At 59.4% G+C, this 23,637-nt stretch carries 18 protein-coding genes; 7 read left to right on the forward strand and 11 right to left on the reverse strand.

Annotation, left to right across the window (positions count from 1 at the left end; translation table 11 throughout):
- The first annotated feature begins 442 nt into the window (after positions 1 to 442).
- Complete coding sequence (locus tag M8997_RS18585) at positions 443 to 2,392, forward strand: M23 family metallopeptidase (protein WP_250019364.1); 1,950 nt, start codon at positions 443 to 445, stop codon at positions 2,390 to 2,392.
- A gap of 15 nt (positions 2,393 to 2,407) precedes the next feature.
- Here the strand turns inward: M8997_RS18585 and M8997_RS18590 are convergent, their stop codons facing one another.
- The 4 genes from M8997_RS18590 to M8997_RS18605 form a co-directional block, all read right to left on the reverse strand.
- Complete coding sequence (locus M8997_RS18590) at positions 2,408 to 3,763, reverse strand: L,D-transpeptidase (protein ID WP_250019363.1); 1,356 nt, start codon at positions 3,761 to 3,763, stop codon at positions 2,408 to 2,410.
- Between the two features lie 162 nt (positions 3,764 to 3,925).
- Positions 3,926 to 6,538 (reverse strand): ATP-dependent chaperone ClpB, encoded by a 2,613-nt coding sequence (gene clpB / locus M8997_RS18595; protein ID WP_250019362.1) that lies wholly within the window; start codon positions 6,536 to 6,538, stop codon positions 3,926 to 3,928.
- 144 nt (positions 6,539 to 6,682) lie between these two features.
- Complete coding sequence (locus M8997_RS18600; protein WP_250019361.1) at positions 6,683 to 6,922, reverse strand: DUF1127 domain-containing protein; 240 nt, start codon at positions 6,920 to 6,922, stop codon at positions 6,683 to 6,685.
- A 10-nt stretch (positions 6,923 to 6,932) separates the two neighbouring features.
- The gene (locus M8997_RS18605) at positions 6,933 to 7,523 is read right to left on the reverse strand and encodes a TetR/AcrR family transcriptional regulator (protein ID WP_250019360.1); all 591 of its coding nucleotides are present in this window, start codon (positions 7,521 to 7,523) and stop codon (positions 6,933 to 6,935) included.
- 127 nt (positions 7,524 to 7,650) lie between these two features.
- On the opposite strand from M8997_RS18605, the gene M8997_RS18610 reads away from it, so the two are divergent.
- Entirely contained in the window at positions 7,651 to 8,766 is a 1,116-nt protein-coding gene (locus M8997_RS18610; protein WP_256473396.1) for a D-TA family PLP-dependent enzyme, read from the forward strand.
- Here the strand turns inward: M8997_RS18610 and M8997_RS18615 are convergent, their stop codons facing one another.
- A complete protein-coding gene (locus tag M8997_RS18615; protein WP_250019358.1) occupies positions 8,767 to 11,187 on the reverse strand; it encodes an EAL domain-containing protein in 2,421 nt (806 codons plus the stop codon). It abuts the gene before it with no gap.
- A gap of 522 nt (positions 11,188 to 11,709) precedes the next feature.
- Here M8997_RS18615 and kduD point away from each other — a divergent pair.
- On the forward strand, positions 11,710 to 12,465 hold the full coding sequence (gene kduD / locus M8997_RS18620; protein WP_250019371.1) for a 2-dehydro-3-deoxy-D-gluconate 5-dehydrogenase KduD: 756 nt from the start codon (positions 11,710 to 11,712) through the stop codon (positions 12,463 to 12,465).
- Positions 12,466 to 12,476: 11 nt separating this feature from the next.
- Here the strand turns inward: kduD and repC are convergent, their stop codons facing one another.
- From repC to repA, 3 genes are all read right to left on the reverse strand, one after another.
- On the reverse strand, positions 12,477 to 13,805 hold the full coding sequence (repC, locus tag M8997_RS18625) for a plasmid replication protein RepC (protein WP_256473397.1): 1,329 nt from the start codon (positions 13,803 to 13,805) through the stop codon (positions 12,477 to 12,479).
- A gap of 218 nt (positions 13,806 to 14,023) precedes the next feature.
- Positions 14,024 to 15,076 carry a plasmid partitioning protein RepB gene (gene repB, locus M8997_RS18630; protein WP_250019357.1) on the reverse strand — a complete coding sequence of 351 codons (1,053 nt, stop codon included), beginning with the start codon at positions 15,074 to 15,076 and terminating at the stop codon, positions 14,024 to 14,026.
- A 10-nt stretch (positions 15,077 to 15,086) separates the two neighbouring features.
- Positions 15,087 to 16,361, reverse strand: a complete 1,275-nt coding sequence (gene repA, locus M8997_RS18635; protein ID WP_371929614.1) for a plasmid partitioning protein RepA — start codon at positions 16,359 to 16,361, stop codon at positions 15,087 to 15,089.
- A gap of 518 nt (positions 16,362 to 16,879) precedes the next feature.
- Here repA and M8997_RS18640 point away from each other — a divergent pair.
- Positions 16,880 to 17,329, forward strand: coding sequence for a PTS sugar transporter subunit IIA (locus M8997_RS18640; protein ID WP_250019356.1), 450 nt, complete (start codon positions 16,880 to 16,882; stop codon positions 17,327 to 17,329).
- 49 nt (positions 17,330 to 17,378) lie between these two features.
- On the opposite strand, the gene M8997_RS18645 is transcribed toward M8997_RS18640, so the two are convergent.
- Positions 17,379 to 17,561, reverse strand: a complete 183-nt coding sequence (locus M8997_RS18645; RefSeq protein WP_250019355.1) for a hypothetical protein — start codon at positions 17,559 to 17,561, stop codon at positions 17,379 to 17,381.
- Positions 17,562 to 17,768: 207 nt separating this feature from the next.
- On the opposite strand from M8997_RS18645, the gene M8997_RS18650 reads away from it, so the two are divergent.
- From M8997_RS18650 to M8997_RS18660, 3 genes are read left to right on the forward strand one after another with little or no spacing between them, the layout of a single operon-like run.
- On the forward strand, positions 17,769 to 17,930 hold the full coding sequence (locus M8997_RS18650) for a hypothetical protein (RefSeq protein ID WP_250019354.1): 162 nt from the start codon (positions 17,769 to 17,771) through the stop codon (positions 17,928 to 17,930).
- A 33-nt stretch (positions 17,931 to 17,963) separates the two neighbouring features.
- Positions 17,964 to 18,944, forward strand: coding sequence for a 4-hydroxy-tetrahydrodipicolinate synthase (gene dapA / locus M8997_RS18655; protein ID WP_250019353.1), 981 nt, complete (start codon positions 17,964 to 17,966; stop codon positions 18,942 to 18,944).
- Positions 18,945 to 18,995: 51 nt separating this feature from the next.
- A complete protein-coding gene (locus tag M8997_RS18660; protein ID WP_250019352.1) occupies positions 18,996 to 19,250 on the forward strand; it encodes a hypothetical protein in 255 nt (84 codons plus the stop codon).
- A gap of 31 nt (positions 19,251 to 19,281) precedes the next feature.
- Here the strand turns inward: M8997_RS18660 and M8997_RS18665 are convergent, their stop codons facing one another.
- Together M8997_RS18665 and M8997_RS22310 are read right to left on the reverse strand one after the other, a co-directional pair.
- Complete coding sequence (locus tag M8997_RS18665; RefSeq protein WP_250019351.1) at positions 19,282 to 21,897, reverse strand: glycosyltransferase family 39 protein; 2,616 nt, start codon at positions 21,895 to 21,897, stop codon at positions 19,282 to 19,284.
- 393 nt (positions 21,898 to 22,290) lie between these two features.
- Positions 22,291 to 23,601 carry an ATP-binding protein gene (locus M8997_RS22310; RefSeq protein ID WP_250019350.1) on the reverse strand — a complete coding sequence of 437 codons (1,311 nt, stop codon included), beginning with the start codon at positions 23,599 to 23,601 and terminating at the stop codon, positions 22,291 to 22,293.
- Between the last annotated feature and the right edge of the window lie 36 nt (positions 23,602 to 23,637).

Consider the following 23,637-nt stretch of genomic DNA (forward strand, 5'->3'; position numbering starts at 1 on the left):
CTCCCCGACAATACTAATCCATCCAGTCAGGAACCACCGAGAACCTTAGGGCGCAACCAGCAACCGCCAGCGGCGTCCCGCCCTCGTTGGTGCCGTATATAGACAACCTAACTCATAAGTGTCAACTGGCTTTTTGAAGTTAATGTGAAAAACATGACGGAAATGTATCAGCCCGTCTCCGTCCCTATAAACCCCGTCTCTATCCATATAAACCATGCTAACCATGCCCTGCGGGCCACAAACCCGCCCGATTTCCACCCTAGCGCTGCAATCGGCTCGCGGATGAAGGCTGGATGCTTCTCCTCGACGGCGCACATTGCGTTGACACGGGGCGCGTCACGGGGCAAAACTGCGGTCACTTTTTGCGGGCCCGGCAATCGGCCCCATGGCCTTCTCAGCGCCACAACCTGCAACGGCTACGACGGAATCGATATTTGATCGTATGAATGAGTATGAGGGGCAATCACTGATCGATCCCGGCAATGAGCCGCCGTTGATCACGGATGGACGACGCGGGCCGCCGGATCGGCGCGAGATTTCCGCACGTTGGCTTGCCGGCACCTTTCTCACCGGGATCACATCGAGCGTCCTCATGGGCGTTGCCCTCTTTGCCGCGCTCGATGGCCGCGAGCAGCTGGCGACTCCGCCCGAAATCATGGCGCGCAACGCCATGCCCGGCGCCAGTTCCGGTGATGTGACCAAGGGGCCGCGCGTCGCCGCGACCGTACCTATACAGAAGAACAGGGATCGCCGGCGGCTCGACGTCTCGACGATGTTCAAGGAGGGCGAGCGCGACGTCGTGCGCACCATGCCCTTCGAGCTCGTCCGCATTTCGCTCGCCGACGTGCACAACAGCAATCGCCGCTACCCGCCCTTCAATCCGCTCAATGTCTTTGCCGAGGCCAATACCGGCCAGAATCCCGCACCGCGCACCGGCCTGATCTATGGCGCGAAGGTGGAAAGCGAAGTCAGCCTGCGTACGGTCGAGTTTCCGATTGCCAGCGCCCAATATGATCCATCGGACGATCTGAGCGTCGACGAGGTCGAGCAGGTCGTGCGCAATACCGGCTCGCTGCTCTCCGACGGCGCCATCCAGGTTGCTTCGCTGCATTATGTCGATCCGCTGCGCTTCGGCTCGGACGAAGACCCATACAATCTGCGCAGTCCGCTCGCGGTCAAGATCATCCAGGAGAATGTCAGCGTCTCGCCACGCCTCACGGAGGATGCCGAGGGCGCGGGCTATTCCGAGGAACTCATACCCTTCCGCAGCGACAAGAACGTCCTCGCCGCCCTCAACGATTCCGGCTACGAGAACAGCGACGCGACAGGCATGTCGGATGCCATCGCCAAGCTCCTCAACTCGCCGCGATTGAAGGCGGGCAGCGTGCTCCGTCTCGGCGTCGAATCCAGGAACGGCATCGACCAGATCATCCGGGCGAGCGTCTATAATCGCACCACGCATGTCCTGACCATCGCGCTCAACGACCGGGGCCAATATGTGCCCGCGGACGAACCGGAAGTCACGCCGGGCCTGCAGCTCGCCTTCGACGACAGCCCGCCGCTGATGCGGCGCGCGGACGATCTGCCAAGCGTCTATGATGGCATCTACCGCGCCGGCATCGCCTACGGCATGACCGACACGATGATCCAGCAATTGATCCGCATGCTGGCGTCGGATGTGGATTTCCAGGCGCGCCTGTCGCCGTCCGACAAGCTCGAAGCACTGTTTTCGCTGCCGGAAGGCTCGGACAAGGCCGATAGCCAATCCGAGATACTTTATGTCTCGGCCAATTTCTCCGGCGAGACACGCCGCTTCTACCGTTTCCACAATGATGACGGCACGACCGATTACTATGATGAGAACGGCAAGAGCTCCAAGCAGTTCCTGATCCGCAAGCCCGTGCCCAATGGCGTCTTCCGGTCGCCCTTCGGCATGCGGCGCCATCCGATCCTCGGCTATTCCCGCATGCATACCGGCGTCGACTGGTCCGCGCCACGCGGAACGCCGATCATCGCATCGGGCAATGGTGTGGTCGAGCGCGCCGGATGGACCAATGGATATGGCAACCAGACCATCATTCGCCATTCCAATGGTTATGAGAGCAGCTATTCGCACCAGAATGCCATCGCCAGCGGCGTGACGCCTGGTTCCAAGGTCCGGCAGGGCCAGGTGATCGGCTATGTCGGCTCCACCGGACTGTCCACCGGTCCGCATCTGCACTATGAAGTCATCGTCAACGGCTCGAAGGTCGATCCGATGCGTATCCGCCTGCCCAGCGGCGGCGAACTGCGTGGCGACGACCTCCTCGCATTCAAGCGCGAGCGCGAACGCATCGACCAGCTGCTGCTGGATGATGGCTCGCCGACGACGAAGGTCGCCGCCAGCGGTTGACCGCCCCGAAGCCTTCTATTCGTGAAACTCTACCGTGACGCCCTTTTGCACGAGCTTTGAAAGCTCGGTCGCATCCCAATTGGTCAGGCGCACGCAGCCATGGCTGCTGGTCTTGCCGATCTTCGACGGTTCGGGCGTGCCGTGAATGCCGTAGGTCGGCTTCGACAGAGCGATCCAGACCGTCCCGACCGGCCCGTTCGGCCCCGGGGGAATGGTAAGCACCTTGTCGTTCTGCCCCTGCTTGAAATTCAGCTTCGGGTTATAGGTATAATTCGGATTGAGCGCGATCCGCTCGACCTGAACCGTGCCGGATGGCGAGGGCGTATCGCTTGAACCGATGGTGGCGGGATAGGCCACGACCAGCTTGCCATCGGCATTGTAGCCGCGGACCTGCTTGCGGCCCTTGTCGGCGATAATGCGGGTAACGCCGCCGCCGGCGCTCTGGCCGATATTGGCAATCTGGATGGTGATGCCGGGCGTATTGAAATCGAGACCCTTGTTGATCTCCTTCAGATAGGCCTCATCCATGTGGAATCGCTCGGCGAGCATCTCCGCCACCGACGTAAAGGCCATGCGCTCCAGCTGGGCCTTGTGGCCGTAATCCTCCGGAATGGACGCAACGAAGGGATAGGCCGCATCTTCCGCTGTGATCGTATAGGACACGAAGGCCGGTCCGCCCGTCTGTTCGAGCGAGGCATTGATGCCCTCCTCGTTCAGCGGATCGAACTGCTGTCCCGTCATTTCCTCGAAGGCGGCGACGGCTTTATCGACATTGCCACCCTTTCGACCATCGATTACGCCGGGCGATACCCCGATCCGGTCGAGAAGAACCTGGATCGCTGCGATCTTCGACTTTGCTCCCTGCCCTTTCGGCAGTTCCACCGAAGGCGCAGGATTCGGATGCGCCGGTATCTGTTCCTGCTGAGCGCCGAAATTGTCCTGCGGATTGGTCGGATCGTAAAGGCCCGGACCGCTATCGGCCGGCGGCAGCGGTGCGCGGTCTACATTGCCGTAATCCTGTTCCGACGGCAGCGGCTCCCCGCGGGGATACGGGTCGTTGGAAATCGCGCCGGTATCATAGGGATCCTGCGGCGGCTCCGGGAAATAATCCGCGCCCTGGTCATAACGCGAATCGGGTTCCTCGATGGATACGATGCGGCCGCGCCGATCGACGATGACCCTGCGGCCATATTCGTCGATATAGGCGCGCGGCTCTTCCCGGCGCGAATAGCGTTCGCGCTCGAAGAACTGTGCCAGCGTGTAGGCTTTCTGGCCGGCGATCCCGCCCGGCGCGTAAGGCGACGCAAAGGCAGACGTGCCAGCAGACAGCCCCAAAACCAATCCCACCAGTAAGCAACGATCAAGCGCCATTCTTCAAGCTTCCGTTCGGCTAACAATTCATAACCATAAATGACGGCATTTTCTGCATTTATGGTTAATGGCTAAAAGATGATTGTCGCATTTATGCGATGAAGGCGACATGAAAATGGCCGCCCTGCGGCGGCCATCGATTTTTGCAAGCTGCGGCTCGCGTCAGGCGGCTTCGCTGCTCGCAGCGTCTTCCGCCGTCCTTGCGGTGCGGAAATTGAGCCTGTCTGACCCAGTCGTGATCTTGACGGTGGATCCGTCCAGTATCTCGCCAAGCAGGATCTTCTCCGCCAGCGGATCCTGGACTTCCTTCTGTATCACCCGCTTCAGCGGCCGGGCCCCATAGGCGGGATCGTAGCCGCGGTCGGCGAGCCAGCCGGTAGCCTCGTCGTCGAGCTTGAGCACGATCTTGCGGTCGGCCAGCAGCGCTTGCAGACGCTCGAGCTGGATATGCACGATCTTGTCCATCTCGCGGCGCTTCAGCCGGTGGAAAAGGATCACCTCGTCGACCCGGTTGAGGAATTCCGGGCGGAACGACGCCTTGACGACATTCATGACCTCGTCACGCACCGATTCCACATCCTGGTCCTCGCCGAGCGAGACAAGATATTCGGCGCCGAGATTGGACGTCATGACGATCAGCGTGTTGCGGAAATCCACGGTCCGACCCTGACCGTCGGTCAGCCGCCCATCGTCCAGCACCTGCAGCAGCACGTTGAACACATCCGGATGTGCCTTTTCGATCTCGTCGAAAAGCACGACCTGATAGGGCCGACGCCGCACGGCTTCGGTCAGGGCACCACCCTCCTCATAGCCGACATAGCCGGGAGGAGCGCCGATCAGCCGGGAAACGGAGTGTTTCTCCATATATTCCGACATATCGAGGCGTACCATGGCGGTCTCGTCCGAAAACAGGAAGGATGCCAGCGCTTTGGTCAGCTCCGTCTTGCCGACGCCGGTCGGTCCGAGGAATATGAACGAACCGATCGGCCGGTTGGGATCCTGAAGACCGGCACGCGCCCTGCGGACGGCCTTGGAGACCGCCTGCACCGCCTCGCCCTGGCCGACGACCCGCTTGGCGAGTTCGTCTTCCATCCGCAGCAGCTTCTCCCTTTCGCCCTCGAGCATCCGATCGACGGGAATGCCCGTCCAGCGCGAAACGACCTGGGCGATATGATCCGGCGTCACCGTCTCCTCGACCATGGATACGGAGCCGTCATGCTGCTCCGCCTGGGCAAGCTCCTTCTCGAGCTGCGGGATCGTGCCATAGGCCAGTTCGCCGGCCTTCTGGTACTCGCCATTGCGCTGCGCCGAAGCGAGCGCATTGCGGGCATCATCGAGCTGCCGCTTCAGATCCGCCGCATGGCCGAGCTTCTGCTTTTCGGCCTGCCAGGCATTGGTCAAGGCTGTCGATTGCTCTTCGAGATCGGCAAGCTCCTTCTCCAGCCGCCCAAGCCGGTCACGCGAGGCATTGTCCGTTTCGACCTTCAGCGCTTCGCGCTCGATCTTCAGCTGCATGATGCGGCGGTCGACCTCGTCGAGCTCGTCCGGCTTGGAATCCACCTGCATGCGCAGGCGCGCCGCGCCTTCATCGATCAGGTCGATCGCCTTGTCCGGCAGGAAGCGGTCGGTAATGTAGCGGTTGGACAGGGTTGCAGCCGAGACCAGGGCCGAATCGGAAATCCGCACCTTGTGGTGCTGCTCATATTTTTCCTTCAGGCCGCGCAGAATGGAGATCGTATCCTCCACCGTCGGCTCGTCCACGAAGACGGGCTGGAAGCGCCGCGCCAGCGCCGGGTCTTTTTCGACATGCTTCCGGTACTCATCGAGCGTGGTCGCGCCGACGCAATGCAATTCGCCCCGCGCCAGCGCCGGCTTCAGCAGGTTGGAAGCATCCATGGCACCTTCGCTCTTGCCTGCGCCGATCAGCGTGTGCATCTCATCGATGAAGAGGATGATGTTGCCATTCGCGGAGGTGACTTCCGAGAGCACGCCCTTGAGGCGCTCCTCGAACTCGCCGCGATATTTCGCGCCGGCGATCAGCGCACCCATGTCGAGCGCCATCAACTGCTTGTCCCGGAGCGATTCCGGCACATCGCCATTGATGATGCGCAGGGCCAGGCCTTCGGCGATGGCCGTCTTGCCGACGCCCGGCTCGCCGATAAGGACAGGATTGTTCTTCGTGCGGCGGGAAAGGACCTGGATCGTGCGGCGGATCTCGTCATCGCGGCCGATGACAGGGTCGAGCTTGCCGCTGCGCGCGTCGGCCGTGAGGTCCCGGGCGTATTTCTTCAAGGCATCATAGGTGTTTTCGGCCGAGGCGGAATCGGCGGTCCGCCCCTTGCGGATATCGTTGATAACCGCATTGAGCGCCGTCGGCGTAACACCGGCGCGGGCAAGAATTTCAGATGTCTTCGCGGATTTTTCGATCGCGAGTGCGGTCAGAAGCCGCTCGACGGTGACGAAACTGTCGCCGGCCTTCTTTGCCACTTCTTCGGCGGTCGTGAATATCTTGGCGAGAGGCTGCGCGAGGTAGAGCTGGCCATTGCCGCCCGTGACCTTGGGCATGGCTTCAAGTGCTGCCTGCAAACCCAGCCGCACGTCCGCGACCCGGCCGCCGGCGCGTTCGATCAGGGACGCTGCGAGGCCTTCCTCGTCGTCCACCAGGACCTTCAGCAAATGCTCTGGCGCGAATTGCTGATGATTGGACGAAAGTGCGAAAGTCTGCGCCGACTGGATGAAGCCGCGAACCCGCTCCGTATATTTCTCGATGTTCATTCTCTTGTCTCCTTTCCCGGCCAATCCGCGATGGGCATTGACCGGTGCGATGGTGACGGGCCCCCTATTGAGGCAGACCCATTTCTATGCGCCCAATATGGGAATCTGTCACCACGGAAGCAAGATCGCGTTCATTGCTTTTTGTCAGCCTGCACGGCGGTCCAGCTCTTCCGCCTCCGCCCTGGTAAGACCAATGTCGGAGAGGAGATGATCGCTCAGCCGGGCAAGCCTGCGCCCGTCCGTGTCCGCATCCGCTCCCCTCCTCCACCATGCGGCCAGCCGTTCGAGCAGGACCACCCTGCCGACCTGCCGCGGCTCGACCTTTGCCAGTGCCCGATAGTTCGGTTCGATTTCTAGTAGACCAGTCGTCTCGACATATGCCATGATAAATCTCCTATTTGTCTCCGGCGAGCAGTCCTTCGAGAGCCATGGCCCTGAAACGCTGCAACGGTTTGATGCTGCCTTCTGCTTTCATTCGGATGAGCGCGCCTTCATAGGCGTCGATGAGAAATGCTGCCGCCTCGTCTGGCTCGAGATGATCCGGCAGTTCGCCGGCGTCCCGTGCCTCACGCAGCACGCTCTTGAAATCCTCCTGCCACGCGGTGAAAGACCGGTTCAATTCCTTGCGCAATACCTCGCTATGGGCCGCGATGGACTGTGAAAGATTGCCGAGCAGGCATCCGCAGGTTGGATCGCCTGCCCCGTAGATGTTTTCATAATATTCGAAATAAGCCCGGAGCCGACCGAGCGGCGACTTCGAACGATCACCGAACAATTGCGCGCGCACCACGCTGTTGCGCTCACAATAGGTCGTGAGTACAGCCGAAGCAAAATCCTCCTTGCTTTCGAAGAAGTGATAAAAGGACCCTTTCGGCACGCCCGCAGATTTGAGGATAGGGCCTATGCCCGCGCCCTCATATCCATGCGAGAGAAGGGCTTTCAGGCCCTCGTCTATCAGTACTGCTCGTGTGTCGATCTTGCTCATGGTGTTATAATAGACCAGTCGTCTAGTAAATGCAAGCCTCGTTTGCGAGCTTCGATTGCAGCTGTCGCGAGGGCTCCAATATCTGCCGGCCTAGCCAGCCCGCTATGCGCTGCTCGCGCCGACCGATATGCTGGCCACGAGCATTGCGGACGAATCGCAAGCCCGACGCGGAACGGAGACTGAAGTGACACTCGCAAACATCGATACCCCGGCCGTGCTGATCGATATTGATCGTGTCGAAGCCAATCTGCAGCGTTTCCAGGCCTATGCGGATCGACATGGTCTCGCGGTCCGCCCGCATATAAAGACGCACAAGCTGCCGCGCTTCGCCTTGCGGCAAGTCGAACTCGGGGCCGTCGGAATTACCTGCCAAAAACTCGGCGAAGCCGAAATCATGGCCGATGCCGGCCTCAGCGACATTCTCATTCCCTATAATATTGTCGGAGCGGCCAAGCTGGCGCGTCTCCTCGCTTTGCATGGCCGCACGACGTTGCGGGTCACGGCCGACAGCGCGGCAACGGTCGCCGGTCTCGCCAGGACTTTTGCGCAATCGGCGAAACCGCTGGAAGTCCTGGTCGAGTGCGACACGGGAATGGGCAGATGCGGCGTACAGACGCCGGAGGAAGCGCTGGAACTGGCCAAGCTGATCGACGCAGCGCGTGGCCTCCGCTTCAAAGGGTTCATGACCTACCCCAAGACCGGCGCCGTCGAAGCCAATGAAGCTTTCCTTGCCCGAGCGAAGGCCCTCGCAATCGCCGCCAGTCTCGAGCCAGGCATCGTCTCGAATGGCGGCTCGCCCGATATGTGGCGGGCCCATGAGGTAAGGACGGCCACGGAGCATAGGCCCGGGACCTATATCTACATGGACCGCTTCCAGGTGTCGAAAGGGGCCGGCAGTTGGGACGATTGCGCCCTCACCGTTCTCGCGACCGTCGTGAGCCGCCCGACGGAGAATCGCGCCATCATCGATGCGGGTTCAAAGTCCCTGACCAGCGATACATTCGGCATGGAAGGCTTCGGCAGGATCGTGCAACATCCTGACGCCGTCATCGCCTCGCTCAGCGAGGAGCATGGGACGGTCGACATATCCCGTTGCGCGCGAAAACCCGATATCGGCGATCGCGTGCGCGTCATTCCGAACCACGCCTGCGTCGTGTCGAACCTCTTCGACACAGTGACACTCATTTCCAACGACCGCATCGTTGCCGTGGAACCGGTTGCGGCGCGCGGCAGGGTAGATTAGCTACACGGCAGCCGGCTCTTCCACCGCGAACCGCGCCATGAACCTGCTCGGTGCCATAGGCAGGCCCAGAGCCGGGCCCATGCCATAGCCGCAGCCGCATTCCACAAATTTCGGTATCATCGAAGCATCTCCGACATCCGCCACGATCGCTTCCATGCCGAGTTCGTCCGCCATACGGCAGGTCGAGCGCAGGAGCGCGAGCCCCTTTTCGATATCGCCAGACAAGTACTGCGTCAGGTCCATCAGGAAGCTGTCGTAGGGCGTAAACGAAAGGTGCTGAACCATTGCATCCGCCCGGCTCGACTGGTCGAGGCTGAGATGAAAGCCCAGCGACCGCAATCGCTCCGTGGACCGCACAAGCTGCTGGTCTTCAAGCAACATCGTGTTCGGCACCATGACAAACCGGATATTGTCGGCCTTGATGTCCCAGTCGCGCCGCAGTTCCGAAACCCGCTCGATAAAAAGCGGGTCGAGAAGCTGAACGGGATAGATATCGATCGCGATCTGCAATGTCTGAGCCGGATATTGCAGCCCGAACATATGCAGGAACTCGAAGCTCTGAGACAGGGCAAAGAAGCCCACATGCCGTATTGCACCTGTTTTTTCCAGCACAGGCAGGAACCGGCTCTCATCCATGGTTCCAAGCTGCGGATGGTGCCAGACCACGCGACTATGCGCGCCATGCCCAAGCCTGGTTTCGAGGTCCAGGACAGGCTCGAGCTCGATTGCAAACTCTCCCCGCGCCACCGCCTGCGCAACGTCACCACTCAGTTCGACGACTTCCCGCATATTCTGGACCATTGCCGAATTATGCCAGACGGGTCCGGCAGTCCCCGACTCGAGAGCATGGTGCAAGGCGCCCATCGCGCGACGAAGCAGATCGTCAAACTGGTCCGCCGCGTTGTCGCGGCTGCTGACCGCCAATTGGAGTTCAGGCGTCGTGGACAACCCCTCATATTCGACCGGCTTCTGCAGATGTGAAAACACTTCACCGACACGATGACGATCGATGGCGGCGGCGCCACCAATGAGGCACGCAATCTGATGGCCATTGACGATACCGGTTACCGCGCCATCCAGTTCCTCGCCTAGAAGCGCGATGATGCTTCCGACCATATGATCCAGGGCCGCCGGGCCATAGATGCCGCTGACATAGCCGGAATTGCGGATGTCGATAAGGAGAAGCTCGACATGGCTGGTCTGCATCTTCGCATAATGCGCGGCCAGGCCGGCATGGTTGAGATGGCCGGTTGCCGTGTCGTGGTAGGCAAGAAACTCCAGCCGCTGCTGGTTTTCGCGCAGAGCCCCCCGCATCCTCTCGATGACGTCGGCGAGAATACCAAGCTCGGATATTCTGGATCGCACCGAGATCGACCTGTCTAGCCGAAGGCTGCCGAGATCGGTTACCACCTGCGACAGCCGCTGCAACGGCGTCACGACCCGCGATGCAACCCACGCCGTCACGCCAAGACTGAAAAGCAGTCCGCACAATAGAACCAGCCACTGCTTGTAGTCCCAAAGCGCCGCTTCCGAAAACTCCGGCGCGAGTTCGACCATAAGCTTCCAGCCGGAAAGATTGTCGCCAGCGACCGGGACGCTCGCATAGATGGCCTCGGCGTTCGCATCAGTCGCCTCGTAAGGCTTGATCTCAAGAACACCGTTGTTCATGGCTATGACCTGCCCGAAGGGAGTGAGAATACCGACCCGCTCCAGGGTATTGGTTCTTGCTTCCTGGAGAAAAACAGCAATCCGCCCCAGACAGACCTCGACACCGAGAACACCCAGCGGTTGACCGTCCTTGCCGTCGATCCGGGCGACACGCATAATGCGCCAGTTTTCCGAGCTCGACCAGCGAAGTGCGCATATTCTCCCGCTATTATAAGGGGGACTCCACTGGACATCGGGCGAAGTGATGCCGGTTGCGTACCATGGTCGCCGACTGGTTACGAAATCCTCGTTCGTCCGTGTCTCATTGCCCAGATACATCGTCAGCGGGTTGCGATCGCCAGCCGGAGCCACTGCCCGCCCGAGAAACTCCGCATCATCGACGCTCAGCCTGGTTATTCCTTCCAATCGGCCGGTAACGTCACCAAAGGTGATGAAATTGACCACCGCCGGAATTTCCGACGAGCGTAGCCGTTCCTGCGGGATGAGGTCGAAAATGCAGTCCGACGTATCACATCCGCGATTGATCACGTTGCGATGCAGCGTATCGAAATACTCCGCGCTTGGAGCGGTCAGTTCAGCAAGGTGTCGGGCAAGGTCTTCAGCCAGGAGCTGGGCGGTCCGTTCCGAGTAGACACGTACCAGCTCCGTCTGCTCAGCCCGCAGGATAACGCCGAACGCCGCAAACAGGAGCAGCAGCAACGCCAATAGCGGCAGGCCGATCACAGCCGCAACGGGAACCCGGCTGCGCCGCAAAAAGGACCGATTATTCGCTGGTTCTAATTCATTGTCCCCGGCAATCATGGAGCCATCCTGAAACTAAGTAAAATACATCGATAATAAAAATTCCTGCCCCTTCAGACGAGCTTTCGCCATTTCCGGGACAAAATCTGACGACAACAGGCAAATCTGAACTCCGGTGAAAAGCGGAGACGTCGGCAAGTTGAAAGTATGATTATATACAACACGACTTGATGACAATCTACAACCCGCTGCAATTGCAACCTGCAGTGCTGTTCAACGCTCGATTGCCGGGCTCAACGCGGCGGATGGGCCAGGCGCGGCGCTGCTTGCCAGAACTGAAATATTAGAATATTTCTGCCCGGCTCTCCGGAGGAACTCTGCCGTCTTTGGTCATATCCCCGTAACGACTTGCTCGTACTTGTCGCGAAACCGACGATAGCCGAACTCTCCGATCCGTAGCGCTTTCCGCCCGAATACCTGGCGTCAGCCAGACGAAGCGCAGCCGACGTGAAAACAAAGGGAATATCGATGGCAATGAAGGAACTTTTCGATCTCTCCGGCCAGGTTGCCATAGTGACCGGCGCCAATACCGGTATAGGCCAGGCCATCGCTGTCGCATTGGCCAATGCCGGCGCGTCGATTGCTGCTGTCGGCCGCTCTTCCATGGATGAGACCCGCGCCCTCGTCGAGGCGACCAATGCCCGGTTCACCGCGATCAAGGCCGATCTCTCCTCGGTCGAGCCTATCGGTGACATCATATCGAACACCATCGAAACGCTGGGCGGGCTCGATATTCTCGTCAACAATGCCGGCATCATCAAACGCAATGACTCCGTCGATTTCACCGAAGCGGATTGGGATGCTGTCATCGACACCAACCTGAAGTCGGCATTCTTCCTTTCGCAGGCGGCGGGACGTCACATGATCGCCCAGGGACGCGGCAAGATCATCAATATTGCCTCGCTTCTTTCGTTCCAGGGTGGAATACGCATCCCTTCCTATACGGCGTCCAAAAGCGGCCTCGCCGGCATAACCCGCCTTCTCGCTTGCGAATGGGCCGCCAAGGGCGTCAACGTGAACGGCATAGCCCCCGGCTACTTCGTCACCAACAACACGACTGCCCTGCGCGAAGATCCCGAGCGCAGCACCCAGATCCTCGCCCGCATCCCGGCCGGCCGCTGGGGCGATCCCGAAGACATCGCCGGCGCTGCGGTATTCCTTGCTTCGCGCGCGTCGGATTATGTGCATGGCACCATTCTTCCCGTGGACGGCGGCTGGCTCGCACGATAACCCCCGCTCCCTCACTGTGAGGACCTTGAGCGCGGGGCACCATCCAGGGCCTTGAGTACCGGAAGCACCGAATACTGGCCGATTTCAGCTCGATCGGTCAGCGCTCTCAGATAGCCGCCGGGCGAGCGGATATCGCCGGCGCGTTCGAGGATCGCAGCCACGGTGATCGATGCGTTGATATCGCCCATTGCATCACGCGCCCTTTGCCAAGCATCCGGCGAAACACCGAGCACGGAACGCACGAGCGCTGCGGTCTGCATCAGGTCGCGCCAATTTCCGATGCCATCGCGCGCATAATCACGAATTTGCGGACACGCCTGCAAAACGACTTCCAACGGTATCGAGGTTCCGCCGCTTGTGCCGGATTTCGGTGGCTCGGCCGCGGCGCGCGGTCCGCTATCAGACCTTGATCGTCGGGCTTCGTCCAATCGCCGGCGTAGTTTCTCCATTGCTGCCGCCCGTCCTGCAGCTTCCTTCCAATTTTCAGGCTCGGCATTTCGCCTCTGGCCCTTTTCTTGGGCCCTTTCAAATTGGTGGTCTATATTTGAATTCTGAATATGGCGCTCAAAAGAAGAGTCAGTGCCGCTCATTTCTTGTTCTGACAAGGTATTCAGATATGCCTTCTCCACCTTTGCACGCAGCACCCTGAGCGCATCGCGGCGGCTCCCGAGAGCGCCGGCGGTGGCATTGCGAGCAACACGCCCGGACAGTGCCGCAAGTTCCTCGCAATAGGCGCTCCAGTCGCCAGGACGCGCCTCGTTGAAGCCCGCCTCGATCGTCTTGGCAATGTCACGCAGATGAATGGTAATCTCGCTCCTCAGCCGCTGTATCGTTCGGGCAAAGTCGCGTGCCGCTGCGGCGTGCCACTCGATTTCCTGCGCACGCAGTGCAAGCGGCGAAAGATCGAAGCCAAAGGCATGCTCTATTTCCCCACTATCGCCACGGCGCGCGTATCGCTTGCCGTTCGGGCTGTCACGGCGAATGATCAGTCCGATCTCGACCAGCACCGCCAGATGGCGCCTGATCGTTGCCGCGGACATGCCGCGCGTGCGCATGGAAAGCTCGGCATTGGACGGAAAGACGATCAGCGGCTGCGTCCCGTCCAGCATCGTATCCGGATGGAAGCTCAAAAGGGCTTCCACCACGGAAATGGTCCTGTCGGACAGATTGAACGCAGTTCGTGCCTCGGTCAAAGACCGCAGCAATGTCCACTTCTCGGCGGAATTCTCTGCATTTTCCGCGCTTTTCAAGCGGGCTCGCGCTGTTCTTTCCTGCGCCATTATCATGGCGCGCGACAGCGATCGCCCGCCAAATGGCGTCGTTGCAAAACGATCGGTCATGTTCCTTCACCTCGATTTGAGGCAATGAAAAGGTGTGCCGGAACGCGTCCAACTCTTGACAAGTCAGGGTGGAAGTGATTCTCTCGAATTGCTACATTGAAGAGGGCTTCCGGGGCGGTAACGTTCTGGGGGCCTTTTTTCTTGCCGTTGATTTCCTTCTCGTTGGCTTCCTTGATTTGCGTCTCAACTCACGCAGACAAACGCATGCGGGACCGGGATCAACCGGTCTTTCTGTCCCGATACCGAGCCAGAAGTCCTTCCAGTTCCGCGGCAACATATTCGGCGAACCCTTCCGGAAGCTGCTCCGAGAAGGTCAGTACATGGCGTCCCTTTTCGATATCAAGCCGGGCAATCTTGCCCGCCTGCGGTTGCGCCGCCGCATGGGCCGATGCTGGCCGGGCCGGCAGTTTCACCGGTTCGATACGCTTGAGCAGGCGCGCAAACACCAGATTGAACCGCGCATTGCTGTCTGCCGCCTGGAAGGGTCCGCGACTGATCTCGTCGTGAGCAAGCGCCTGCGCATCCGCCGCCTTGAACAGTTCCGCCAGGCGCACCCAGCGCGGACGGCCGACCTTGGGCGCCGGGCCAATGGCGCGAATAATGGTGAACGGGACTGCGGCCGCGACCTGCAAGTACCGCGTCATCTCGGCCTTATCGAGCGAAAGCGCGTCCTGGACCAGACCGCGTTCAAAGCCGCGCTCGATGAGGTTTCTGGCAAAGAAGGCGCGCTCGATGAACGACAGGTCCCGCCTTTCGGTATTCTCCTTGCCCTGCGCCAGGACAAGCTGTGCATCGCTCAATTCACGGATGATCGCCTGGACCGGCTTGCCGATGCGCGAGGCCGCGCGAAGACGGCGATGTCCGTAGGCGGTCTGATAACGACCGGGATTCTCCGGGTGCGGCCGCACAAGAATAGGCACCTGCTGGCCATTCTGGCTGATGCTCTCGACCAGAGATTCGAAATTCTCGTCGAAACCCGAGGTCGGGCTCAACCTGTCTTCGACGAACGATGTATCGATGAGATTGGGATCGAGCTCGACGATCCGCTCGGCCCCCGCCAGACTGTCCTTCAACCGGCGCGCATCCTCGATCTCGCGCGATATGCCGCCGAGCGACAATCCCATGGCCTTTACCGCGCCAGATGCGGAACGCGGCTTGGCGATTTCCGCCGGGGCGGCGCTCTGAGACGATGTCGTTTCGGCATTCGGCGCGGCAGGTTCCACCGTGCCGAACAAGGCCTTCAACTGATCTCTACGGTTTCTGTCGGTCACGCTCGCCTCCTCAAACCGGCCGGTTCCAGGCCTTGTAGATAAGGCTCTGTATCTCGGAATTGACGGATGTAAGGGACTCGATGGCCCGGTCATAGGTCGCCCGGGTAAAGCTGTCCCGGGAGACTTCGTAAAGCGTCTGCTTCGTCAGTCCGGCATCGGAAAACGCCGTCGATTTGACGACTGACGAGGTCAGTACCCGATCGCCGAAGAGCGAGCGGAGAAATCCTGCAATCTGCTGCTGCGGTGCGTCGTTCGGCTCGAAACGCGTGATCAGATAGCGCGTGAAGTCGAAATTCAGCTCGCCGCCCGCCTCGCGCACGACGGCCAGCAGATCGGCCGTCATGAACAGGAACTGGCTCATGGAGGCCACGTCCAGCATTTGCGGGTGAACGGTGACGAGAACGGAGGTGGCGGCGCACAGTGCGGACAGGGTGAGGAAGCCCAGTTGCGGCGGGCAGTCGATGACGACCACGTCGTAATCATCGGCAACCGTATCCAGTGCGGCCTGGACCCGGGCGAAGAACATCTGCTGTTCTATGCTCTGCTGGGCCCCGTGCTGGCGATCGGCAAGCATTTGCGGCGTGGTATGTTCAAATTCCTGCAGTTCCAGATTGCCGGGGATGAGATCGAGCCCGTCGAAATAGGTCTTGCAGATAATGTCACTGAGCAGGCGACGTTCGCCATCATAACGAATGGCGCCATACAGGGTGTCATTGCCGGTCAGATCGAGCTCCGGCTGATAGCCGAAGAGCGCCGACATAGAGGCCTGGGGATCGAGGTCCACCGCCAGCACGCGAAATCCCGACATCGCCAGATGCTGCGCCAGATGGGCGCTGGTGGTCGTCTTGCCAGAGCCCCCCTTGAAATTCGTCACCGCGATGACCTGCATATGTTCGCCGGCGGAGGGATCGCGGTGCGGAAGATAAGTGCGAGCCTTGGGGCCACCAGCATCGGCGAGGTGCCGGCGCAAGGCGTTGATCTCGGCAAGGCTGTACAGCCTGCGGCCACCGGTGCCCGTCTCCGGCTTTGGTCCCTCGCCCGCAATCGACAATTGGCGCAGATAACCATCGGACACGCCGATCAGCTTTGCAGCCTCGCCACTGGTGAACTTCCGCAAGGTCTTCTGCGCTGTCGGCGGAAACAACCGATTGCGCATGGCCTGCAATTGCGCGGACAGCATTTCTGCGTCAGCGGCGATCGCCCGGTCAGCCGTTGGTGCAGCAGGCCAAGCGGCTGCATCGGGCGACGACGCATCCAGTTGGTCTTCTTGTGCTGCTCGCATCATCATGGACTATCTTCCTATTCGCCAATTGCATGTGCCCATCGGCGCGCCGCGGACAATGCGCCGATTCGACAGAAAAACCAAAGGGGTAACGCTTGTTTGGAATTTAACGTTGGGACCGAGCGCTAACACCAGAGATCGCCGGTAACGTTATTTGCACCACAAACCCCTTCAAACCGTAACCAAACTGCGGAAAGAAGCGAGTCGCGTCAAGCACTTTATCGTTAACGGAAATTAACCATTTACCAGCGAAATCTACCGCTATCCCCAGCCAACTTTAGGGCGCCTGGGATGCGTATCCAGCCAGATCGGGCCGGCGGTACGGATGAGAGCCCGATGATAGGGCTGGGCGCAAGACCAGCCGCTCTGGGGCCCGGCCGGCCCCCTCACACTTATCAGTTTTTTATATCTTTGCCCGGTCTGCATAATCGAAAAAATATGTGCCCGCATCTAAGGTTCACCTGTCGCCTTACCGGCCGTAAAGCGGCCTGTAAAACCATGAACCTTGCGCTGAGAACCCGATGAAACTGAACGACTACATTCGGCCTGATAATGTCGCCGTCGACCTGAATGCCGTAACAAAATTGCATCTTTTCCAGTTGCTGGCAGCAAAAGCAGCGTTGATCACCAAAGTTCCGGGCGACGAAATTCAGCGCGCATTGCTGAAACGGGAAGAACTGGGATCTACCGGGATCGGACACGGCGTCGCCATTCCGCACACGCGCATGGGCGGGATCGAAACGCCCACGGCAATTCTAGTACGGTTGAGACAGCCGATCGATTTCGATTCCATAGATGAAGCGCCAGTCGACATCGTGTTGATGCTGCTCACTCCGACGACGGAGCCGAACCAGCATCTCAACGTCCTTGCCTGCTTTTCGCGGAGACTTGGCGCCGCCGGCGTGCTCGATCGAATGCGATCGGCCACAACTGCCAAGGCACTCCATGATTGCATCGCTTCAAAAGCATGAACGCGCCTCCAGCCGCCACGTTTGAGAGGACGTGCCGATAGCGGACATCTCATATGCGGATGGCAATCAGTGCCACCAGCACGGTGAGGGTAAGCGTAAAAACCAGGACGGCCCAGTCAGCATCGTTCAGCCGCGCCCGGGTGGACTTGCCGGAGCGAACGCCCTCCGAACCGTTCTGGACGAGCAACAGGACCACAACAATGATTGCGAGTACAATATTCAGGTCGTGCATGGCATCAAACTCTTTGCAGAGATGAAGCCTAGATACAACAATATAGGAAATCCATTATTCAAACTATCGATTACTATAAAAAATTCATATGAGCACGGCGGTTACATTCCATCATATAGTAATGATTTTATATCTCATCTACCCGCCCGACATGGATTCTATATGGAGGGGCTTTTACTTTTCGATCAACAACCGAGGAGTAATCGCATGCCCTTACCTCCAAGCGCACTTGCTGCGGAAACCTATCCGAAACCCGACCTGCCACGAAAGCACCGGACCGAACTGCTCGCCAGCGGCATCCTGGCGGCGGCCGTCCTTCTGGTCGCTGCCCTGAGATTCGGACTGGCGCTGCACTACTCCGTGCAGTGAACGCAAATCCTTCCATTTGAAAGATTTCCAATCATGAACAGCGAATACCGAGCTGAACGTTTCAAGGGCGTGATGACGGCTCTTGTCACCCCCTTCAAGAACGAGAATGTCGACTACGAGGCCTTGGCGTCCCTGGCGGACTGGCAGATCCAATCCGGAATCGATGCTCTTGTGCCTTGTGGCACGACCGGAGAAGCGCCCACACTCACCTGGGAGGAGCGGCTGAAGATCATCAAGACCTGTGTCAGGATTTCAAATGGCCGGGTTCCGGTGATTGCGGGCACCGGCACAAACTGTACGCGATCGACTATTGCACAGACGATTTCAGCACAGGCATGTGGTGCCGATGCAGTACTCATCGTCACGCCCTATTACAACAAACCCAATCAGGAGGGCATTGCGAGGCACTTCGAGGCCATCGCCAATAATACCGACATTCCGATCATCGCATATAATGTACCATCGAGAACCGGCGTCGACATTGCCGTTTCCACGCTCGACAGAATGGCTCAGCTACCCTCCATCATCGGAATCAAGGACGCCACCGGCGATGCAAGACGATCGGAAGGCATCCGAACGATCTTTGGCGCAAGGTTCAACCTCCTATCGGGTCACGATGAAACGGCGGCCGGATTCATGCTGTCGGGCGGCGACGGCGTCATATCGGTCGCGTCCAATGTGTTGCCGCATGTCCTTGCCGCGATGTATCGAGCCTGCAAGAACGGCCGCTGGTCTACCGTCCGATATATTCAGGACAGGATCGCCCCTGTGCTCAAGGCTTTCAGCCTCGAAACCAATCCCAGTCCGGTGAAATACGGCCTCAGGCATCGCCTCGGGCTAAGCGATGAAGTTCGCTTGCCGCTGGTGCCAGTGACATCCGAGACCGCGTATCAGATCCGGACCGCGTTGAATCATCTTGGCGGGCAGATCGAAAAGGACGGCAGCGAGGCCATCGAGGATTGGACCAGGACGCCGGAACTGTCGGCCTCAACGCCGCTGGCGTGGCGTTTGTGACCCATGTCAATGCGTTCAGCAACCTCTGGAAATTGGCGAAAGCGGGCAATCATGGGATATTTGGATAAACGGCATGACAACTCCAACACGTACTGCCGGTTCATTGTCGGGCGCAACATCGACGGGGATTGGGTTGTATGCGACAGCCAGCGGCTGGTCGGTGGATTATTTGCCGATAAGGAGTCTGCCGTGCATTTCGCCAGAGCGCAGAGCGAGCACTCGCCGGGTGCGGTCTGGTGCGCCGATGACGGCAGCTGTCTCATCGTCGATCCTTGGCAAGACCTGGGCGCAACATCGGCATCCTGATCCGGCACCCGGGAAGGATATCCATCGTCCGCTATCTCGCCGCCGTGATGGATCGATCTCTGAGATCAAATCCTGTCCTGTAGTAGAAGCTGCCGATATTCACGCCGTGTTTGGTTATTTCCTGTTGCTGGATTTCCGTGAGCCGGGAAAAGCGCTCCGCCAAACCCTCCTGTTCCAGTTCATGCCGTTTCAGGCTGAACAGAACAGCGGTCTTGCCCCGCAAGTCTTCCGGCTTGAACCAGTAATCATACATCAAGCTATTTTTGCCAACCGCGCCGCTACCAACGGAGCTATCTACTCCGTTTCCATCTCGCCGATTATAAAAGGCAACCTCGCTGGCGAGGAAGTATTTGTCCATTCCAATGAGCAGAACCTGCGCGCCAGTTGCCTCCTCGACAGATTGCTGCACCAACCCTACGGCGGTGCCGAGTTCCCTCCAGGCGACAGGTAGTGTCCGAATGGTACCGACATAGCCGGCCATCGGCAGACCAAGGACGAGATAATGTAGCCCAAGCCCATAGATTACGAGCGTCGAGGCGACGGTTGGGACCCATGAACCCTGCAAAATACGACCGAACTTCCCGGCATTGTCAGTTGCTGCAACCGCCATGAAGGAGATCATCGGAAGAAGCGCAAGCCAAACGGGTCCGGTCCAGTTCAGCTTGACCGTGTGAAACAGGCTGAAGCCTATGAATACCGAAAGCGGCACCAGCGTATAGACGGCGATAAAACGCGATCGACGGACAGCATCTGCATCGTCCATCGCCACGCCGCGTGTCAGAATGCGCTTGCCGGCGCGAATTGCAGCCAGCAGTCCGAACGGCGTGAGCAAGATTGCCGCGCTGCCGACGAGTGCAGGGAACGAGAAATTGAAAGAATTGTCGAGGCGGCGTGTGCTCTGAAAGGCAAACGAGGCCCAATCGTTCACGGCGTTCCACACAACAACTGGTGAAAAGAGGATCACCGCGACCAGGGCAGCACCATAGGGCTCCGGCCGCCTCAGCCAATGCCGCGCCCCTGGCTCCAGGAGCAGGAAGACGAGCGTAGCGGGCCCGAGGAGGATGATCGTGTATTTGGACAGCATCCCGAGCCCGATACATACCCCCACGCCCCACCACGCCCGGCGTTGCTCGCCCACGAGTGCCCGCTCCAGAAAATAGAGTGCGCCCGCCCAGGCGGCGGTGAGCGGGGCATCCGGCATCATCATCAGGCCCGTGGAGAAAAAAAACGGCATGATCGATACAAAAAGCACGCTGGCAAGTCCGGCCGATTTGCCGAAAAGATTTCTGGTCAGGCCGAACGCAAAGAATGCAGTTGCTGCCCAGACACCGAAAGCGCCGATCCTTACGCCATATTCGTTGTTGCCGAACAGTCCTGTGCCAAGCCAGATGAGCCACGCAACCATCGGAGGATGGTCAAGATATCCGATATCGAGGTGCTGGGAGTAGTTCCAGTAATATGCTTCCTCCGGAAGGAGATCCACCAATCCGAGATATGCCAGGCGCAGCGCAAGGACGTACACCAGAACGCCGATAGCTGCGATGCGCCATCGGGTGTCGTGCGGCACGCGAGGGTTCAGGGACGGGAAGACAAAAAAGGCATTGCCGAGATAATTGACGATTGCCGCAGCGCCGACGCCCAGGACAATGGCGGCTTGCGCCGGCCATCCGAGGATTTCGATTGCTCCCGCGAGGACGCCGCCTCGCAGCGCGAATGCCAGCAGGCACACCGTTACGAAGCGAAACCAGCGTTTCCAATCCCGCTCCCTGACATCGCCGGCAAAAGCCCATCGCGAGTTCAGGATATAATTGATGATCGTGGCTGCGAAGAAGCTGGTGGCATGCGCTGCTCCCAGGCCGATTCCCGCCTCGATCAGAAGCTGGAACATGATGAGATCGAAGGCGAGGCCGACAAGACCGACCCCGGCGAAACGCGTCGCATTTCCAAGCGACACCGCCCCGCCCGACAGGACAAGAAGGCGACGTGCAAAGCTCATCATCTGCCCCCAGCCGATCTTGGATTTGCCCCGTACACGGTCACGGAAGACGATCGGCACTTCCGTCAACCGGAGGTCGCCTCCACCCTCCGCTATGATCTCGAGCCCGATCTTGAATCCGATGGCCTCTGGATCAACCGCTAGCAGACGCTCCTTCCGCACTGCGAAGAACCCGGACATGGGATCCCGCAGATCGCACAAGGGCCAGGCCAAGGCGCCGCCGAGCCGCGACAGCAAGCGGCGCGAACCCGGCCAATCCGGGGTCGCGCCACCTGCCACATATCGGCTCCCTACGACCATGTCGCTCGTGCCGGTGATAATCGGCTGAACGAGATCGTGGATCTGTTCAACCGGATGGCTGAGATCGGCATCCATGACGACAATGATGGTGCCTGTAGCAGACTGCGCCGCCTGCAGGACATCACCTGCCAGTCCCTGCGTTCCATCTCCGCAGACAAGCCTGACCGGTGCCCTTGCTTCCCACGCCCGGACGCGGTCGCGTGTTCCGTCGGTCGATCCACCATCGGCGACCAGCACTTCGAGTATCATGTCCGCGGCGGACTGGGAGAGGACGGACGACAGAAGCAGGTCGATATTTTCGGCTTCGTCGAGCGTTGGCACGACGACCGAAATGGTTTGAACGTGTTTCATGAAAATTTGCGGGCTCTGCGAGGAGAAGTTCTACGAATAGAGGCCAGGCCTCAGGGCGACAGGTACCGGCGAGGCTCACGTCATGGTCCGTGCGAACCGCGTCCCTCCGCCCGTGCTCCGGATGGCGAAGCCGCAGTCCGGCAGACGCACGCCCATTCATGGTTACGGTGGAGCCATCGCTCGAGGTTCGTCATCGGGAAACCTGCCAGTTTGCAAATTGCGGCGCCTTGAACGGGAGCCTGTGCCACTGGTTATTCACCGAAAACCCGGCGATATTCGCGAGATTTTGTGTTGATGTGTGTCCGATTGTTTAGATTTGTTTCAATGGCGGCGAAACTTGGATAGCTGCCGCAATGCGGACCCATTTGCAGCTCGTCGCCGACGGCGGGCAGCCTATTTCAGTGGAATTTCGATGCGCACGATCAAGCCGTTCGGGCGGTTGTCGGTGAAGGAGAGACGGCCCCTGTGATCCTCGACGATCTCGGCCACGATCGATAGGCCCAGGCCGAAGCCACCGGTAATACCCACGGTCTTGCGCGCCGCGTCCGCCTTGAAGAATGGCTCCGTCACGAGTTCGCGAAGCGCCGGCGCGATGCCTTGTCCGTCGTCACAAACTTCGATCAATATCCGGGCATCGTCCGATCTCAGGCGTATGACTACATTGTGCGCAAATTTGATGCCATTGTCACAAAGATTGCTGACCGCTCGCGTTAGAGCTCGCGATTTGCATTGCCCGATAAGCTTGTCGGGGCCTTCATAGGAAACGGACTGCCCCATATCCGAATATTCGTTGCAGATCGTCTGCAGCAAACTGGCGATATCCGTACGTTCCAGGGTTTCGGTGCTGACGGCACTGCTCATGTAGTCGAGCGTCTCCTGGACGAGCGCATCGATATTGTCCAGATCGGACATGATCGGTTGGCTATCGACCTTCAATCTCTCTATGCGAAGCCTCACCCTGGTCAACGGTGTTCGCAAATCATGGCTTACGCTGCGAAGCAGCCGGGTGCGGATCTCGATCATTTTCTTTATTCTGGCGCGCATTTCATTCAGCGCCCGTGCAAGGGCAACCAGCTCAACCGTTCCGCGCTCTTCGAAGACGGGTGCAAGGTAATCGCCTTCCACTTCCTTGAGGCGCGTCGTGATCGATGCAAGCGGCTCTGTCAGCGTTCGCGACGCATAGATGGAGAAAAGGATCAGGAGGGTCACGAATGCCAGGATATAATATGAAAGCGGCCCCACGACGTCGGACGTTACCAAAGTGTCGGGCAAGCCTTTGAAAACGACAGCGAGATCTCCATCGAGGGGAAACACCAGGGCCGGCCGGCCGTCCAGCACGATCTGTCGTCCGCCTGCGGACAAAGGATTATCGGCGGGAAATAACTTTCCAACGATCCACCGGGCGGATGGGAAGGCAGGGTCGGGTGCAGTTCTGTCCCTCAAGGATTCGGCGGTCACTATCTCAAGCGGCATCCCCGCCTCGGCCGACCATTCGATCAATTTGGACCGTTCTGCGTTCGGCGCCTTTTGCACCAGCAGGGCTACCGCGGCAGCCTTTGCATTGGTCAGATCTATGTCTTCGACGCCCATATAGGCGCGGAATGCGCTCAACCAGTTCCCGACCGTAACCACAAGAATAACGGCGACGAAGATCACCACCATGATTTGCCCGCGCAATGTCTGTGGTATCAGTTTCTGGAACACTGATCGCATTGCTGCCGGCAAACGCTTCCGGGCGTC

Origin of the sequence: Phyllobacterium sp. 21LDTY02-6 (genome assembly GCF_023554255.2) — a bacterium.
In the GTDB taxonomy this organism is placed as follows: Bacteria; Pseudomonadota; Alphaproteobacteria; order Rhizobiales; family Rhizobiaceae; genus Phyllobacterium.